The 14164-nt window shown below is 70.4% G+C and carries 16 protein-coding genes; 6 read left to right on the plus strand and 10 right to left on the minus strand.

Annotated elements, in window-relative coordinates; genetic code table 11:
* Positions 1-16: 16 nt before the first annotated feature.
* The 6 genes from JIG36_RS42830 to JIG36_RS42855 form a co-directional block, all read right to left on the minus strand.
* Positions 17-637 carry a MarC family protein gene (locus JIG36_RS42830; protein ID WP_203382615.1) on the minus strand — a complete coding sequence of 207 codons (621 nt, stop codon included), beginning with the start codon at positions 635-637 and terminating at the stop codon, positions 17-19.
* A 103-nt stretch (positions 638-740) separates the two neighbouring features.
* Complete coding sequence (locus JIG36_RS42835) at positions 741-1595, minus strand: PHP domain-containing protein (RefSeq protein ID WP_203382616.1); 855 nt, start codon at positions 1593-1595, stop codon at positions 741-743.
* A gap of 82 nt (positions 1596-1677) precedes the next feature.
* A complete protein-coding gene (locus JIG36_RS42840; RefSeq protein ID WP_203382617.1) occupies positions 1678-2559 on the minus strand; it encodes a PH domain-containing protein in 882 nt (293 codons plus the stop codon).
* Positions 2560-2568: 9 nt separating this feature from the next.
* Positions 2569-2727 carry a hypothetical protein gene (locus JIG36_RS42845; protein ID WP_166661190.1) on the minus strand — a complete coding sequence of 53 codons (159 nt, stop codon included), beginning with the start codon at positions 2725-2727 and terminating at the stop codon, positions 2569-2571.
* A gap of 132 nt (positions 2728-2859) precedes the next feature.
* Complete coding sequence (locus JIG36_RS42850) at positions 2860-3534, minus strand: DUF6758 family protein (RefSeq protein ID WP_307873139.1); 675 nt, start codon at positions 3532-3534, stop codon at positions 2860-2862.
* 70 nt (positions 3535-3604) lie between these two features.
* Positions 3605-4237 (minus strand): TrmH family RNA methyltransferase, encoded by a 633-nt coding sequence (locus tag JIG36_RS42855; protein ID WP_203382618.1) that lies wholly within the window; start codon positions 4235-4237, stop codon positions 3605-3607.
* 498 nt (positions 4238-4735) lie between these two features.
* On the opposite strand from JIG36_RS42855, the gene trxA reads away from it, so the two are divergent.
* The 4 genes from trxA to JIG36_RS42875 all read left to right on the plus strand — a co-directional run bounded on the left by trxA (position 4736) and on the right by JIG36_RS42875 (position 8445).
* A complete protein-coding gene (trxA, locus tag JIG36_RS42860) occupies positions 4736-5098 on the plus strand; it encodes a thioredoxin (protein WP_203382619.1) in 363 nt (120 codons plus the stop codon).
* A 131-nt stretch (positions 5099-5229) separates the two neighbouring features.
* On the plus strand, positions 5230-7167 hold the full coding sequence (locus tag JIG36_RS42865; protein WP_203382620.1) for an intein-containing Rv2578c family radical SAM protein: 1938 nt from the start codon (positions 5230-5232) through the stop codon (positions 7165-7167).
* 126 nt (positions 7168-7293) lie between these two features.
* Positions 7294-7701 (plus strand): CoA-binding protein, encoded by a 408-nt coding sequence (locus JIG36_RS42870; protein ID WP_203382621.1) that lies wholly within the window; start codon positions 7294-7296, stop codon positions 7699-7701.
* A gap of 210 nt (positions 7702-7911) precedes the next feature.
* Positions 7912-8445, plus strand: coding sequence for a DUF4190 domain-containing protein (locus JIG36_RS42875; RefSeq protein ID WP_203382622.1), 534 nt, complete (start codon positions 7912-7914; stop codon positions 8443-8445).
* Positions 8446-8628: 183 nt separating this feature from the next.
* On the opposite strand, the gene JIG36_RS42880 is transcribed toward JIG36_RS42875, so the two are convergent.
* The 3 genes from JIG36_RS42880 to JIG36_RS42890 all read right to left on the minus strand — a co-directional run bounded on the left by JIG36_RS42880 (position 8629) and on the right by JIG36_RS42890 (position 11759).
* Entirely contained in the window at positions 8629-9438 is an 810-nt protein-coding gene (locus JIG36_RS42880; RefSeq protein ID WP_203382623.1) for an SDR family NAD(P)-dependent oxidoreductase, read from the minus strand.
* A 323-nt stretch (positions 9439-9761) separates the two neighbouring features.
* Positions 9762-10403 (minus strand): hypothetical protein, encoded by a 642-nt coding sequence (locus JIG36_RS42885; RefSeq protein ID WP_203382624.1) that lies wholly within the window; start codon positions 10401-10403, stop codon positions 9762-9764.
* A 432-nt stretch (positions 10404-10835) separates the two neighbouring features.
* Positions 10836-11759, minus strand: coding sequence for a DMT family transporter (locus tag JIG36_RS42890; RefSeq protein ID WP_203382625.1), 924 nt, complete (start codon positions 11757-11759; stop codon positions 10836-10838).
* A 135-nt stretch (positions 11760-11894) separates the two neighbouring features.
* On the opposite strand from JIG36_RS42890, the gene JIG36_RS42895 reads away from it, so the two are divergent.
* Together JIG36_RS42895 and JIG36_RS42900 are read left to right on the plus strand one after the other, a co-directional pair.
* Positions 11895-12617 (plus strand): HAD family hydrolase, encoded by a 723-nt coding sequence (locus JIG36_RS42895; protein ID WP_203382626.1) that lies wholly within the window; start codon positions 11895-11897, stop codon positions 12615-12617.
* An 83-nt stretch (positions 12618-12700) separates the two neighbouring features.
* Positions 12701-13198 (plus strand): hypothetical protein, encoded by a 498-nt coding sequence (locus JIG36_RS42900; RefSeq protein ID WP_203382627.1) that lies wholly within the window; start codon positions 12701-12703, stop codon positions 13196-13198.
* Between the two features lie 76 nt (positions 13199-13274).
* On the opposite strand, the gene JIG36_RS42905 is transcribed toward JIG36_RS42900, so the two are convergent.
* Positions 13275-14147, minus strand: a complete 873-nt coding sequence (locus tag JIG36_RS42905) for a PhzF family phenazine biosynthesis protein (protein WP_203382628.1) — start codon at positions 14145-14147, stop codon at positions 13275-13277.
* Positions 14148-14164: the final 17 nt, after the last annotated feature.

A 14164-nucleotide genomic window follows, 5' to 3' on the forward strand; every position in this document is an offset into this window, starting at 1 on the left:
TACGACAGAAACCGGGTCAGGGCGCGGCGATGTACAGCTGGACGAAGGCGTCGATGGCGTCGGCGATCAACTGGACCGCGATGGCCGCCAGCAGCAGACCGGCGATGCGGGTCAGCACCTCGATCCCGGCCGGCCGCAGCAGCTTGACGATCACTCCGGAGAACCGGAGCACGAGCCAGACGGCCAGCATGACCAGCAGAATCCCGATGCCGATGATCAGATATTCGTCGGCGCTCTCGGCCCGCTGGACGAACAGCATGGTCGCGACGATCGCGCCCGGGCCGGCCAGCAGCGGCGTCCCGATCGGCACCAGCGCGACGTTGGTGGTGCCGCCGCCCTGCTCGGCGGGTTCGTCGGCCTTGCCGGTGAGCAACTGCAACGCGACCAGGATGAGCAGCAGACCGCCCGCACCCTGCAGGGCCGGCAGTTCCACGTGCAGATAGTCGAGCAGGGTCTGCCCGGCCACCGCGAACCCGACGATCACCCCGAGCGCGAGGAGGACCGCCTGCGTGCCCGCCTTCATCCGGGCGCGGCCGTCCATCGTGCCGGTCAGCGCGAGGAAGACCGGCACCATGCCGGGCGGGTCGACGATCACCAGCAAGGTCACGAAGACCTCGCCGAGCAGCTTCAGATTCACCCGATCAAGGTAGGGGCCGGACCCTCTCGATCGCAGTCCAGTAGGGCCGACGTCACCCCAACCGCCGACTCACCCGAACCGCCGACTCATCCCGGCCGCGACGTCACCCCAGCACGGGAACCCCGGTGGCGGCGGAGACGATTTTCTCGTACGCCTCGGGGTCGGTGGTGAAGTCGCCGAGCTGAACCGTCTTGTGGGTGCCGTGAAAATCGGACGACCCGGTGACCACGAGGCCGAGCCGGTCGGCGAGCCGGCGCACATGGTCCCGTTCGGCCGGCGAGTGGTCCTCGTGGTCGGCTTCCAGCCCGAACATCCCCGCGTCGGCCAGCTCGACGATCAGGCGGTCGGGCACGACCCTCCCTCGTACGGTGGCTCTGGGGTGTGCGAAAACGGCCACGCCCCCGGCCGCACGCACCGCTCGCACCGCTTCGAAAACATCAAGATCCGATTTGGGTACGAAGTAACGTGCGCCCAGCCACCGCGACGCGAACGCCTCGTTCGTGGTGCGCACAAGTCCCGCCCGGATCAGCGCCTGCGCGATGTGCGGCCGGCCGACCGAGCCGCCCCGGGCATAGCCGAAGACCTCGTCCCAGGTGATCGGCACACCGTCCGCGGCCAGTTTCGCCACGATCTTCTCGGCGCGTTGCTCGCGGTCGGTGCGCAGGCGGGCCAGGTCGGCGGCGAGGCGAGGTTCGGCCGGGTCGAACAGGTAGGCCAGCATGTGCAGCGCGATCGGCCACTCGTCGGCGCCGTGCCAGCGGCAGGACAGCTCGGCCCCACGCACCAGCCGCATCCCCTCGGGGCGCGCGTCGGCGGCGGCCTGCCAGCCACCGGTCGTGTCGTGGTCGGTGATCGCCATGACGTCGAGACCGGCCGCGGCACCCGCCTCGACCAGCTCGGCGGGGGTGAGGGTGCCGTCGCTGGCCGTGGAATGGCAGTGCAGGTCGATTCGGGTCACCGGAGAACGCTACCGGCCCGGCGCCACCGGTTGCCCGACCGCGCGACGATCCCTTCGTCACAACGGCTTTCCCGTACGGCGGTCAAGCGTCGTCGCCGTCGCTGTCCTTGCCGAGACGTGCCTCGACGGCCTGCGGCTCGTACATCTCCTCGACCACGCGCAGATAGAGCTCGTTGGGGTTGGGCAGATGCTTGACCTCGCGGAGTGCCTGGTCCTGGCCGGCCGACTCGAGCACGAACGTGCCGTAGCTCAGCATGCGGCCCAGCGCGGACTGCTCGTACTTCATGTCGGTCACCCGCAGCAGCGGCATCATGGCCACCCGGCGGGTGATGATGCCGTTGACGACCATGACCCGCTTGTTGGTGAGGATGAACCGGTCGAAGTACCAGTCGAAGACCTTCCAGGCCACCCAACTGATCACGCCGAGCCAGATCAGGACGGCCGCGGTGACCAGGCCGTTGATGTTCTGCCGGGTGAGGAACCCGGCCAGATAGCCGAGGGCCAGGGTGGCGCCGGCGCCGATGCCCAGGGGCGCGGAGAGGTGAATCCAGTGCCTCTTCCATTCGCCGCGGTAGCGCTCGGTCGGGAAGAGATAACGGGCGACCAGAGTGGTCGGTTCGTCCTCGAGCGGAAGCACCCGGCGCGGACCGCCGCCTCCGCCCTCGGGGCCCAGGCCCTCGAGCTCCTCCTCGGTGAAGATGGGCGGCTCGTACTCGTCGCTGGCGTCGTCGTAGCCGGCGCGGTAGCCCGCGTCACGCGCATAGCCGGCGTCTTCCGAGTAACCCGCGTCGGGCGAGAAGCCGGCGTCGGGGTTGAAGCCGGGACCGTCCGAATAGGGGCGGCGCCGTGGGCGGTCAGGGTCCTCATCGAACGCCGGGTCGTTGTACCCGAAGTTCTCGTCGTCGTCCCGAGGGCGCCCGGCGCCCTCGCCTCGAGGCTCGTGCGGCTCAGCTGGACCACCCATGTGGTGATGCTAAGCGACGAGGTTCGTGAAGAACGTGCCGAAGCCCCGGGCAATATCGGCGATCGTGCCTCCGAGGGACTCGAACACCGACGCCGCCGAGTTCGGGTTGAAGGCGATAAAGAAGATCAAGAACGCGATACCAAGCCAGGTCAGAACCTTCTTGATCATGGCGGGCCTTCTCCTGTTGGTTCGGGTGACGGTCAGCGCCGCGGCAGTACTGACGGTATCAGCTTCGTCGCTCGGTGTGAACAATGTGGCCGAAAAGCCGATTCCATATCCGCAGGTCAGGGCCCAACTTGGCTAGGCCTTGCCCTGCAGGTACGGCGACGGCGCTCCGTACACGAGCTCGGGCGGCACACCCTCGGAGAGATCGTGAAGCTCCACGTGCTCCGCGAGGAAGTAGCCCGCGCTTGCGGGCCAGGCTATCGCATAGAGCCACATTCCTTTCGCCTCACTCACGTACGCGCTTCGATCCTCCGGGGACTTGACGCACCACAGTGGAGTGGGGTGGCCACCCGCCCTGATCTTGGCGTGTGGACCCGGATGACCGTGGCCGTCGGCCAGCGCGTCGGCGACCAGATGACCCGGGTCGAGGCCGGGGATCCCGGCGAATCTGGTGCCGAGCCCGACCCCGGGCTGCTCGGCGATCAGCACGACATCGGCCGGACCGCCACCGAGCGGGTCGGGGCCGCTGCAGGCAAGAGCGGTGGCCCGTACGCCCGTCCGGTCGTCCCCGGCCCAACCGGCGCCGGTGACCATCCACCCCGCGGGCAACGGCCACGGGCACCAGAACGGCGTACGCTCCGCCGTGGCGGCTTGGCGGCTCAGCATGCTGTCCACGATGTCGGTGCTGATGTGTTCCGCGACGTGGAACGGCGGGACGTCGCCGCAGTTGTCGCAACGCCAGTCGCTGTGCATCAGGTCGGGCTTGCGCACCTGTGCACCACATCGGGGGCAACTCACTGTGACACCCACGCCCTTTACCGTGCGGCCCGCACGGGGCCGCGTCAAGCGGATCCGTAGAACCCGGGCCTATCAGCGAGAATCACCCGGGCGGGGGTCCCGCGTGCGAGCGCACCCAGGCGTGCATCGCGATGCCGCTGGCCACCCCCGCGTTGATCGAGCGGGTCGAGCCGTACTGGGCGATCGAGAACAGCTCGGCACAGGCCGCCCGGGCCGGCTCCGACAGGCCCGGCCCCTCCTGGCCGAACAGCAGCACACAGCGCTTCGGCAGGGTGACGGTCTCCATCGGTCGCGACCCGGGCAGGTTGTCGATCCCGATCACCGGCAGGTCGAGGCCGGCGGCCCAGGCGACGAACTCCTCGATCGTCGGGTGGTGCCGCACGTGCTGGTAACGGTCGGTGACCATGGCCCCACGCCGATTCCAGCGCCGCAGCCCCACGATGTGCACCTCGGCGGCGAGGAACGCGTTGGCGTTGCGCACCACGGTGCCGATGTTGAAATCGTGCTGCCAGTTCTCGATCGCGACATGGAAGTCGTGCCGGCGCGTGTCCAGATCCTCGACCACGGCCTCGCGGCGCCAGTAGCGGTAGCGGTCGACGACATTGCGGCGATCGCCATTGGCCAGCAGCTCAGGGTCGTATCGTGGGTCATCCGGGAGGTCACCGGCCCACGGCCCGACGCCGATCCCGGCCGACTCGTCCTCAGCGGCAATCATGGCCGGTTACGCTACCCAGCCGCGCTCTTCATCGACGTTCCGGCCCGCTCCCGGAGGGCCGCGCGAGGGGCTTCCGGGGGGCTTCCGGGGGGAGACGCAATGAGCGGCGGGGCCCTCCCCGGCACCCGCCGCCCACGCTCTGTTGGACCAGAGTCTGCCTCACCCTGCGTATCCACGTGAAGGAATTTCAGGTGTGACCCGGGTCACATTTAAGAAAGTTGCCTATTACGCTCGGCGAGGACGTACGCCGAGGTCAGCGCCGGTTCGTCGGGGCCGGGTAGGCCATGTCCGGATTCCTCGCCGCAAAACGGACGTTACAACTTGCTCCGTAAACGAGAGCGCTCTCCTCACTTATCGTTACGATGGGTTGCCCAGACCCCACACGGCGTCCTGATTTGGTGCTCCAGACCACGTGTCGTCCGCCCTTGAACCGGGAATGGCTGGTGTGAACTATGGGTTTCATCGCACGAAAGCCAATTTCCCGTGGACGGAGACATCATGGCGACGGTTGCGCTGACCGCTGAGAACTTCGACGAGGTCACCAGCAAGGACGGGATCGTCCTGGTCGACTTCTGGGCAAGCTGGTGCGGGCCGTGCGTCCGCTTCGCTCCGACCTACGAGCGGTCTTCCGAGAAGCACGAGAGCATCACCTTCGGCAAGGTCGACACCGAGGCCGAGCAGGCGCTCGCCGCGAAGTTCGACATCCGCTCGATTCCGACGATCATGGCCGTCCGCGACGGCGTCATCGTCTTCTCGCAGCCGGGCGCTCTTCCCGAGTCGGCCCTCGAGAACCTGATCGAGCAGGTCGAGAAGCTCGACATGGACGAGGTGCGCCAGCAGCTCGCGGCACACAGCCACTGATAACCAGTTTTTCCTCGTCAGGCCCGCGGACCGGTTCGGTTCGCGGGCCTTTCGCATAGGCCGGAGGCCGCGCCGGCGACACGCCGAAGGTGACTGGACAAGCGGATCGAACATGTGTTCGAATCCCTGCCATGCGATGGTCCAACCTGTCGGCCCCTTCCGACGGCGGCTCGCTCCTGGACAGGGCAGCGCCGGCGGCACCACCCCTGCCGTTGGCGCTGCCTGGCGCCTCCGTCCGCACGTTCGACACCCCCGGCTTCGCCGGCATGACGTTCTACGAGATCCAGGCGAAGAGCCTGATCAACCGGGTTCCGGGCGCGTCCCGGGTGCCGTTCGAGTGGACCATCAATCCCTATCGCGGCTGCTCCCACGCCTGTGCCTACTGCCTGTCGGGTGACACCCCGATCCTGATGGCCGACGGCACCACCCGCCGCCTGGCCGATCTGCGCCGGGGCGACTCCATCATGGGCACCATGGGCGCGGGCTCCACCCGGCGCTATGTGCCCACCACCGTGCGAGACCACTGGTCGACCACGAAGGCCGCCTTCCGGGTCACCCTGGCCGACGGCACCCGCCTGGTCTCCAGTGGAGACCACCGGTTCCTCACCGACCGCGGCTGGCGACACGTGAGCCCGGCCGAGGCCCATCAGCCCGCGCTCGCCGTGGGCGACCTCATGTTCGGGGTCGGCCACTTCGCCGAGCCGCCCAAGGAGTCCCCCGACTACCGCGCCGGTTTCCTCTGCGGCCTGATCCGGGGCGACGCCGGCCGCGGCGACACCGGCGGGGCGCAGTCCCGCGAGGGCGACGCCTGGATCCGGGCCGACGGCTATCTCGAAGACGTGCCCCTCCACGAGGCCCTGCGCTGGCCCGACCTGCCGACCACGGGGTGGTACAGAGGCTTTTTGGCCGGCGCGTTCGGGGCCGTGGGCACGGCCGACCGGCTGGCGATCAGCTTCACCAGCGGCGACCGGCTGTTCCTGTCCCGCGTGACGTCGGCGCTCACCCACCTCGGCCTGCCCAGCCGCAGCCCGGTCCGGGTGCGGGGCGGCGCCACCGGCACGGTCGAGATCGACCGTGACCTGTGGGCCGCGTTGCGCTTCCGCCATCTCACCGGCATCGACGGCGCCCCGCTCGACGCGTCCGGGGTCGGCGTGCGGGCCGGTCGTCAGCTCGCCGTGGTCGACATCGAAGATCTCGGCCTCACGTTGCCGCTGTTCGACATCTCCACCGGCACGGGCGACTTCATCGCCGACGGCGTGGTGAGCCACAACTGCTTCGCCCGCCACACCCACAGCTATCTCGACCTCGACACCGGCCACGACTTCGACACCAAGATCGTCGTCAAGGTCAACGCGGGCGAGCTGATCCGGCGTGAGCTGGCGGCGCCGCGGTGGCGGGGTGCGCACATCGCCATGGGCACCAACGTCGATGTCTATCAGCGGGCCGAGGGGCGCTACCGCCTGATGCCCGAGATCCTGGCCGCCCTGCGCGACCACGCGAACCCGTTCTCGATCCTCACCAAGGGCACGCTGATCCTGCGCGACCTCGAGCTGCTGACCCAGGCGGCCGAGGTCACCCGGGTCGGGCTGTCGTTCTCCGTCGGCTTCCTCGACGAGCAGGTCTGGCGGTCGGTCGAGTCGGGCACGCCCAGCCCCCGCCGCCGGCTCGACGCGGTCCGCCGCCTCACCGACGCCGGCTTCGCGGTCGGCGTGCTGATGGCCCCGATCCTGCCCGGCCTCACCGACACCGACGAGTCGATCGACGAGACCGTCGCCGCGATCGCGGCCGCCGGCGCCACCAGCGTGACGCCGCTGCCGCTCCACCTGCGCCCGGGCGCCCGCGAGTGGTATGCGTCCTGGCTGACCCAGACCCGTCCCGACCTGGCGCCCCGCTATCGCGAGCTCTACGGCAACGGCTCCTACGCACCGCAGACCTACCAGCGCGAGATCACCGCCCGGGTGCGCATGGCGGCCCGGCGACACGGCCTGCATCGCGCCGAGCCGGGCGAGGCCCGCACGGTCACACCGACCGACGAACCCCGGGAGGACCGCCAGCTGACACTTCTGTGAGAGGTCGTGATGCCGGCGGGTCGGTGATGCCGGCGGGTCGTGATGCCCAGCCTGTCGTGATGTGCCGGCCGGTCGGTAATGCCGGCGGGTCGTGATGCCCAGCCTGTCGTGATTACAGTCGATCGCATGAGGAGTGCACAGCAGATCCTGGCCGAGGCGAATGTCATCGCGGTTGTCGGGGCGTCGCGCGACCCGTTCAAGCCGGCGCACACCGTGCCGCTCCAGATGCTCAAGTACGGCTGGCGGATCATCCCGGTCAACCCGTTCGTCGACGAGGTCTTCGGCGTCAAGACGGTGGCGACGCTGGCCGACATCACCGAGCCGATCGACCTGGTCGACATCTTCCGTCCGGCTCGCGACGCGGTCGAGGTCGTCCGGCAGGCGGTCGCCGTCAAAGCCCCCGCGGTCTGGCTGCAGAGCGGCATCGTCTCGGCCGAGGCGCGGAAGATCGCTGAGGAGGCCGGCATCGACTACGTCGAAGACCGCTGCCTGGCCGTCGAACGCTCCATCGGCAACCTGACCAAGCTGTCCTGACCCCAGCGGGCAATGCGCTCGGCCCGCAGCCACACGATGCGGTCCCCGCCCGTGCCGAATACCGCGAGTGCGGCGGCTGAACGGGGCCGCGTGGTGGACGGAAATCGGGCAAGATCAGTCCGATAGCCGTCGCAACCTGCGGACACGTCCACCTATCGTGTTCTCTTCTGCGACCCGGCTAGTACCGTGCCGGGGAACGAGGAGGACCTGATGACTTATCCACCCGGTGGAACGCCGGATCCATACCAGCCACAGCAGCCGTACGGGCAGCAGCCGTACGACCCCACCACGCCCTACTCGCCCGACCCGTCGAGCGGGCAGCCCTACGGCAGCCAGCCGTCCAGCGGCCAGCCTTACGGGCAGCCGTACGGTGCGCCCTCCAGCGGGCAGCCCTACGGCAGCCAGCCTTCGAGCGGCCAGCCCTACGGGCAGTCGCCGTACGGGCAGGAGGCGTACAAGGGTGCCCAGCCGTACGGGCAGCCGGCTTACGGGCAGCCCGCGTACAACGCCGCCACCAACACGATGGCGATCCTGTCGCTCGTGTTCGCCTTCGTCTTCTCGCCGGCCGGCATCGTCATGGGCCACGTCGCCAAGAAGCAGATCCGTCAGACCGGTGAGCAGGGCGACGGCCTGGCCACGGCCGGCCTCTGGCTGAGCTACATCTTCACCAGCATCTACGCGCTGATCTGCGCGTTCTACGTGATCGTGGTTGTGATCGCGGTCGGCTCGAGCACGAGCCCGTAACCGTCCCGCCTCGCCGGCCGGTCACCAGACCGGCCGGCAGCGCGACGTTCCCGCCGCCGGCAGCGCGACGTTCCCGCCGCCGGCAGCGCGACGTTCCCGCCGCCGGCAATCGCTGGGGTCGCGGCGGATCTCGGTGAAACCGCGCACCCGTCCCAGGCGGAACGGGTGAACGTGTGGAGCGGGTCAGCGGAACTCGGCCTCGCGGACGCTGTTGCCGCCGTCCACGACCAGCATCTGGCCGGTGATGTAGGAAGCGGCCGGTGAGCAGAGGAACGCGATCGCGGCGGCGACCTCGTCGGGGGTGCCGGGGCGGCCGATCGGGGTGCCCAGGCCCTGCTTGATCTCGGTGACGGTGGAGGCGGCCGTGTAGATCGTGCCGGGGGCCACGCAGTTGACGTTCACGCCGTCGGCCACCAGTTCCATGGCCAGGGCCCGGGTCAGGCCGACCACGCCGGCCTTCGCAGCCGCGTACGCCGCCTCGGTCGGGAGCGCGTTGACCGGGCCGGCCGTGGCCGCCAGGTTCACGATGCGGCCCCAGCCCTGCTCGGCCATGCCGCCCTGGAACGCCCGGCTGCACAGGAACGCGGTGCTCAGGTTCCGGTCGATCTCGGACTTCCACTCGTCGTACGTGAGCTGCGCGACCGGCCGCAGGATCTCGGGGCTGGCCCGGCTCGTCAGACCGGCGTTGTTGACCAGAACCTCGACGTCACCCAGCTGGTCGGCGACGGCGTCGGCCAGCGCGCCCACCTCGGCCTCGTCGGTCAGGTCGGCCACAAAACCGGTGATGCCCAGCTCGGCCGCCCGCTCGTGGATGCGGCGGGTGGTCGACACGATCGCCACCCGTGCACCGAGATCGCGCAGCCGGCGGGCCGTCGCGTAGCCGATCCCGTCCGGGCTGCCCGCACCGGTGACCAGGGCGACCTTGCCGTCCAGTCGCAACGTGACCGGCGCTTCCTGCGGCTCTTCAGCCCCCACCTCGACCCCAATCTCCACAGCGACATCCGGCGCCGGACCCGGCGCATGGGGCACATCCTCTCAGTCGAGGTCCACCCGGGCGCCCGGAGGGCGGGGCTCCCACCCGAAGAGCCGACCCCGCAGGTGGCGTCGGCCGGTGCCGCCGGCGGCTCGAAGGACCGCCGACGCCCTGCACGGTCGGGGCCACGCGAGACACCAGCGGGCCGCCCTGGTCGAGGACTGCCGACGGCCAGGGCATGCTCCGGCGGATGCGGACCCGGAAGAGCCACGCGCCATGACTCCGGTCGGAGCCGAGCCGGCGCCTGTTTCGTAGCTGAGGTTGGGCTGCGGCGAAACAGAAGCTAGTTGATCCGGGGTGTGGCGGTGGGGTTGGCGAGCGGGCGGACCGGGGCCTCCTCGACGAAGATCAGCGGCGCCGCGGGGCCGTAGCGGGCCGGTAGTTCGGTGCGGGCCCGGGCGAGGTCCTGGGTTCCGATCTCGACGCCGGCGCCGTCGTGGCGGGCGCCCACCGAGACGATGCGGATGCCGTTGTGGGTCCAGAAGTCCAGGTCGGCCAGGACGCGGTCGTGCCAGACGGCCAGGTCGGTGGCGGAGTGGGCGGCGTCGCGGACGACGATGCACGTGTCTTCGGCGGCGCGGCGGATGAAATCGTCGAAGGCCGCGGACGGGACCCGGTGCACGATGGCCCGCGCGTTCTCCTGGTCGACCTCCAGGCCGGCGTAGATGGTGGCGAACTCGCTGCGTCCGGCGCGGTCGATGCGGTCCATCGCGGCCTCGAGCTTGGCCGGCGTGATCGGCATCGAGACGCCGGCGACCGCCATGTGTTCCGGCAGCCGCAGGAACTCGCAGCCGGCCGTGCTCCAGCCGCCGGTCAGCCCGGGGGTGTCGGCGGGTGGCTCGTCGGCCGCGTCGGCGCAGCCGCCGATCACGAGGACCGCCCCGAGCACCAGGAGACAGCCGGTTCGGAATCGAGATCCGTACATCGCATTCCCCCTCTCTACCGCGCCCGGGCAAAGGCCGCCAGGCGAGCGCCTGACAGGCTCAACGAGCTGACGGCACAAATCGCCCGCTTCCGGCGATTCCGCCGCCCCGCGGCAAACAGAGAACGGACACGGGGCGCGAAAGCACCGCACCGATGGGTGCCTCAACAACGCGCTCGAGCGCGCAACGAGCGCCCAAGGATGCGACTGACGGGCGGGACGCCGAGGAAAGGTCAGCAGGTCGGGGAGGGATCGACCGCGAGCGCGGAAACGAACGCGCACGAGCGCCCGAGGGCACGACCGACGGTCGGGACGCCTGCCGCTTCAGGTAGTCGTGGCCGATCAGACAGGTGACGGCGGCGCCGGGAAGGTCAGCTGGTCAGGGAGGGATCGACCGCGAGCGCGGAAACGAGCACACGCGAGCGCCTGAGGGGGTCAGTCGGTCAGGGAGGGGTCGACTGTGGTGCGGGCGGCGCGGGCCGCACCGAGGATGAAGACGGCTACGCCGGCCATCAGCAGGGCCACCCCGGGCAGTGCGGCCGCCCGCGGCTCCTGGCCCAGCCACAGCCAGGCCAGCAGGGCCGCGCCCGGCACTTCGAGCAGGGCCAGAACGCTGACCATGGTGGCCGACGTGCGCTGCAACGCGTAGCTGAACATCGAATGCCCCAGCAACTGGGCGCCCACGACCAGGCCCAGGATGGCCAGCCAGGTGGTGCCGTCGTAGCCGCCCAGCGGCAGCCCGGCCGCCAGACAGACCACCAGCAGCACGAGGGCGCAGGTGCCGTAGCAGATCCAGGTGTAGGTGACCGTGGTCAGCTCGACCCGGGCGCGCTCGCCCAGCGCGGTGTAGACCGCGGCGAAGATGCCGCCCAGCAGCGCCAGGATGTCGGAGAGCACGGCCTGCCGGGAGACACCGACGTCGGCGCCGGTGGCCCAGGCGGCGCCGGCCACCGCGAGCGCGATGCCGATCCAGCCGGACAGCGCGGGCCGCCGGCCCTGCACGGCCGCGATCAGGCCCTGCCAGACCGGCTGGGTCGCGACCAGGGCGGCCGCCGTCGCCACGGTGCCGAGCTGAACGCTGGGCATCCAGGTGGCGAAGTGGGCGGCGAGCGCGAGCCCGGCCAGCACAGCGAAGATCTTCACGCCACGTGAGGAGCCGAGAATTTCGGAGCGCCGGGGCCCGTACGCGAAAGGGGTCAGCACGACCGTGGCCAGCGCGTTGCGCCAGAACGCGATGGCCAGGGCCGGAGCGGCCGCGAACACGATCAGCGAGGCCGAGGACGACACCGCCACGATCGCCACGGCCAGCGCGAGGGCCGTTGGTAAACCGGCGCGATGGAGCGATGAGCGCTCATTCATCCCCGGCCGTCGCTTCTTGCGGACTGCTGCGCCACAGTTTGCGAACCCCTATTGAACGGAAAGTGATGGTGTCGCTACAGTCACCGAGGTTTCTCGACCGTGACATCCCTCGATGCCCCCAGGAGGCGCTTCGCCATGCCCGCATACCGTGCGGTCGTGTTCGACTTCTTCGGCACCCTCACCCGATCTGTGCAGCGGGGACCCCAGCACGCCGAGATTGCCCGATCCATGGGCGTCGATCCGGAGGCGGTCCGCGGAGTGCTGGACCGCACGTTCCGGGCCCGCGCCCGGGGACGCTACGGGTCCGCCGAGGCCACCCTACGGTGGGTGATCGAGCAGGCCGGGGGCCACCCCCTTACGGAGCAGGTGCGGGCCGGGGTCCCGGCGCGGGTCGACGCGCTCAAGGCCGACACCCGGTTGCGGGCCGACGCGGTCAGCGCGCTCGCCGCGATCAAGCGACGGGGTCTCGCCACGGCCCTGATCAGCGACTGCACGCATGAGCTGCCGGCGTTCCTGCCCAGCCTGCCGGTCGCGCCGCTGCTGGACACGACGATTTTTTCCGTACGCCTCGGCGTCTGCAAGCCCGACCCCCGCATCTACCTGGCGGCGTGTGAGCAGCTGGACGTGGCGCCGGCCGAGTGCCTCTACGTGGGTGACGGCGGCAGTCACGAGCTGACCGGAGCCGCCGCCGTGGGCATGACCCCGGTTCGCCTGGCCGCCCCCGACCTGGTCAACCACCTGGTCTTCGACGCCGACACCAACTTCGCCGGCCGTACGGTCCGGTCCCTCACCGAGGTGGTGGGTCTCGTCGATCACGCCCGCATCGCCGACCGGGCCCGGGCTCACGTGCCGGCCTGACGCCTGTTCGCGGCTGGACCGCGCCGCAGACCGCCTCAGCACGAAACAGGCGTCGGCGGCACGGCGCGTGCGAGGATGGCGCGGTGACTTCCGCGGTGCTCGACGAGGCGCTCAAGAAGGCCGCGCTGGCCTGGATCTCGGTCGGCGACGGCCCGGCCCTGGCGCTGTGGGTGCTGCCGCTCGACGGCTCGCTGATCGTGGTCAGCGGCCCGGGTGAGCAGTTCGCGCCGGGCCTGGCCGAGGCGTCCCGGGCGACCGTCCGGCTGCGCGGCGACAGTGGCGGCCTCATCGTGATCACCGAGGCGACCGTTTCGCGGCTGGTGCCCGGCGGCACCGAGTGGAACGAGGCCGCCCCGCAGCTCGCGGCCAAGCGCCTGAACGCCTCGGGCACGGCCGACGACGTGATGGCCCGCTGGGTCACGGACGGGTGCGTGGTCGTCCGGCTCACCCCGGTGGCCGAGCAAGCGCCGGTCGAGCGCCCGAACCTGCCGTCCGAGTCGGGTGCGGCCGAGCCCCGCGAGACCCCGGCCCGGGTCGAGACCCGCCGCCCGTTCCGCCTGCACAAGGTGAAGCGGCGCTAGCCCGCACGTGAGCAAGAGCCGGCGCCCGTACGGGATAAGGAAGAGCAAGAGCCGACGCCCGTACGGGATCGGGAAGCTAGCCGACGAAGGGCGGGACCGCGATCTCGCCGCGGGCGATCGGCATCACGTGCCCGCCCACCGTGGCCGAGGTGGCGACGCCCGCAGCAGCGGTGACGGTGCATGTCAGCAGCGACGGCCGTTTCATTTCGAGACCCTGGTGCACCTGGTACGAGGATGTGCCGTCACCGGGCAGCCACTCCGAGGCGACCAGCCACAGACCGAGTCCGAGCGCCGCCGAGCCGGTGGCCGGGTCTTCGGGAACGGCCGCGCCGGGCACAAAGACCCGGGCGTGCGCCTCCGACGACGACTCCGACCAGCTGAACACGCTCAGCTCGGTGACTCCCGCCCGCTGGGCCGCCGGGGTGTCGATACGTACGTCGGCCAGGGCCTCACGCCGTACGGGAAGGAAGATCCAGTCGAGACCACAGCCGGCCGACCTCGGTGGCGCGCCCGCGAAATCGTCCGGGGTCAGACCGGCCAGGGCGAGCAGCGGCCCGGGATCGAGGGGAGGGCCCAGCCGGGGCGTCCCGCCGGTGACCGTGGCCGAGCCCGAGGAGGTGACAGTGATCGGCAACAGACCCGCGCCGCACTCCTGCACCACCTCTCCCGGGGGAAACAGGCCACGCCGAGACGAGGTGACAGCCGCCCCCACGCTGGGATGGCCGGCGAACGGAAGCTCCGCCTCGGGCGTGAAGATGCGGGCGCGATAGGTGGCCGCCGGGTCGGTCGGCGGGAGCACGAAGACGGTCTCGGCCAGGTTGAACTCGCGAGCCAGGGTATGCATCTGGTCGGTCCCCAGGTCGGTGGCGTCATAGACCACCGCGAGCGGATTGCCGGCGAACGGCCGATCAGTGAACACGTCGACGATCTCGTACGCCACTCCTGACATGTCCGGACCCTAACCTA

This window comes from Paractinoplanes ovalisporus, assembly GCF_016834655.1.
In the GTDB taxonomy this organism is placed as follows: Bacteria; Actinomycetota; Actinomycetes; order Mycobacteriales; family Micromonosporaceae; genus Actinoplanes; species Actinoplanes ovalisporus.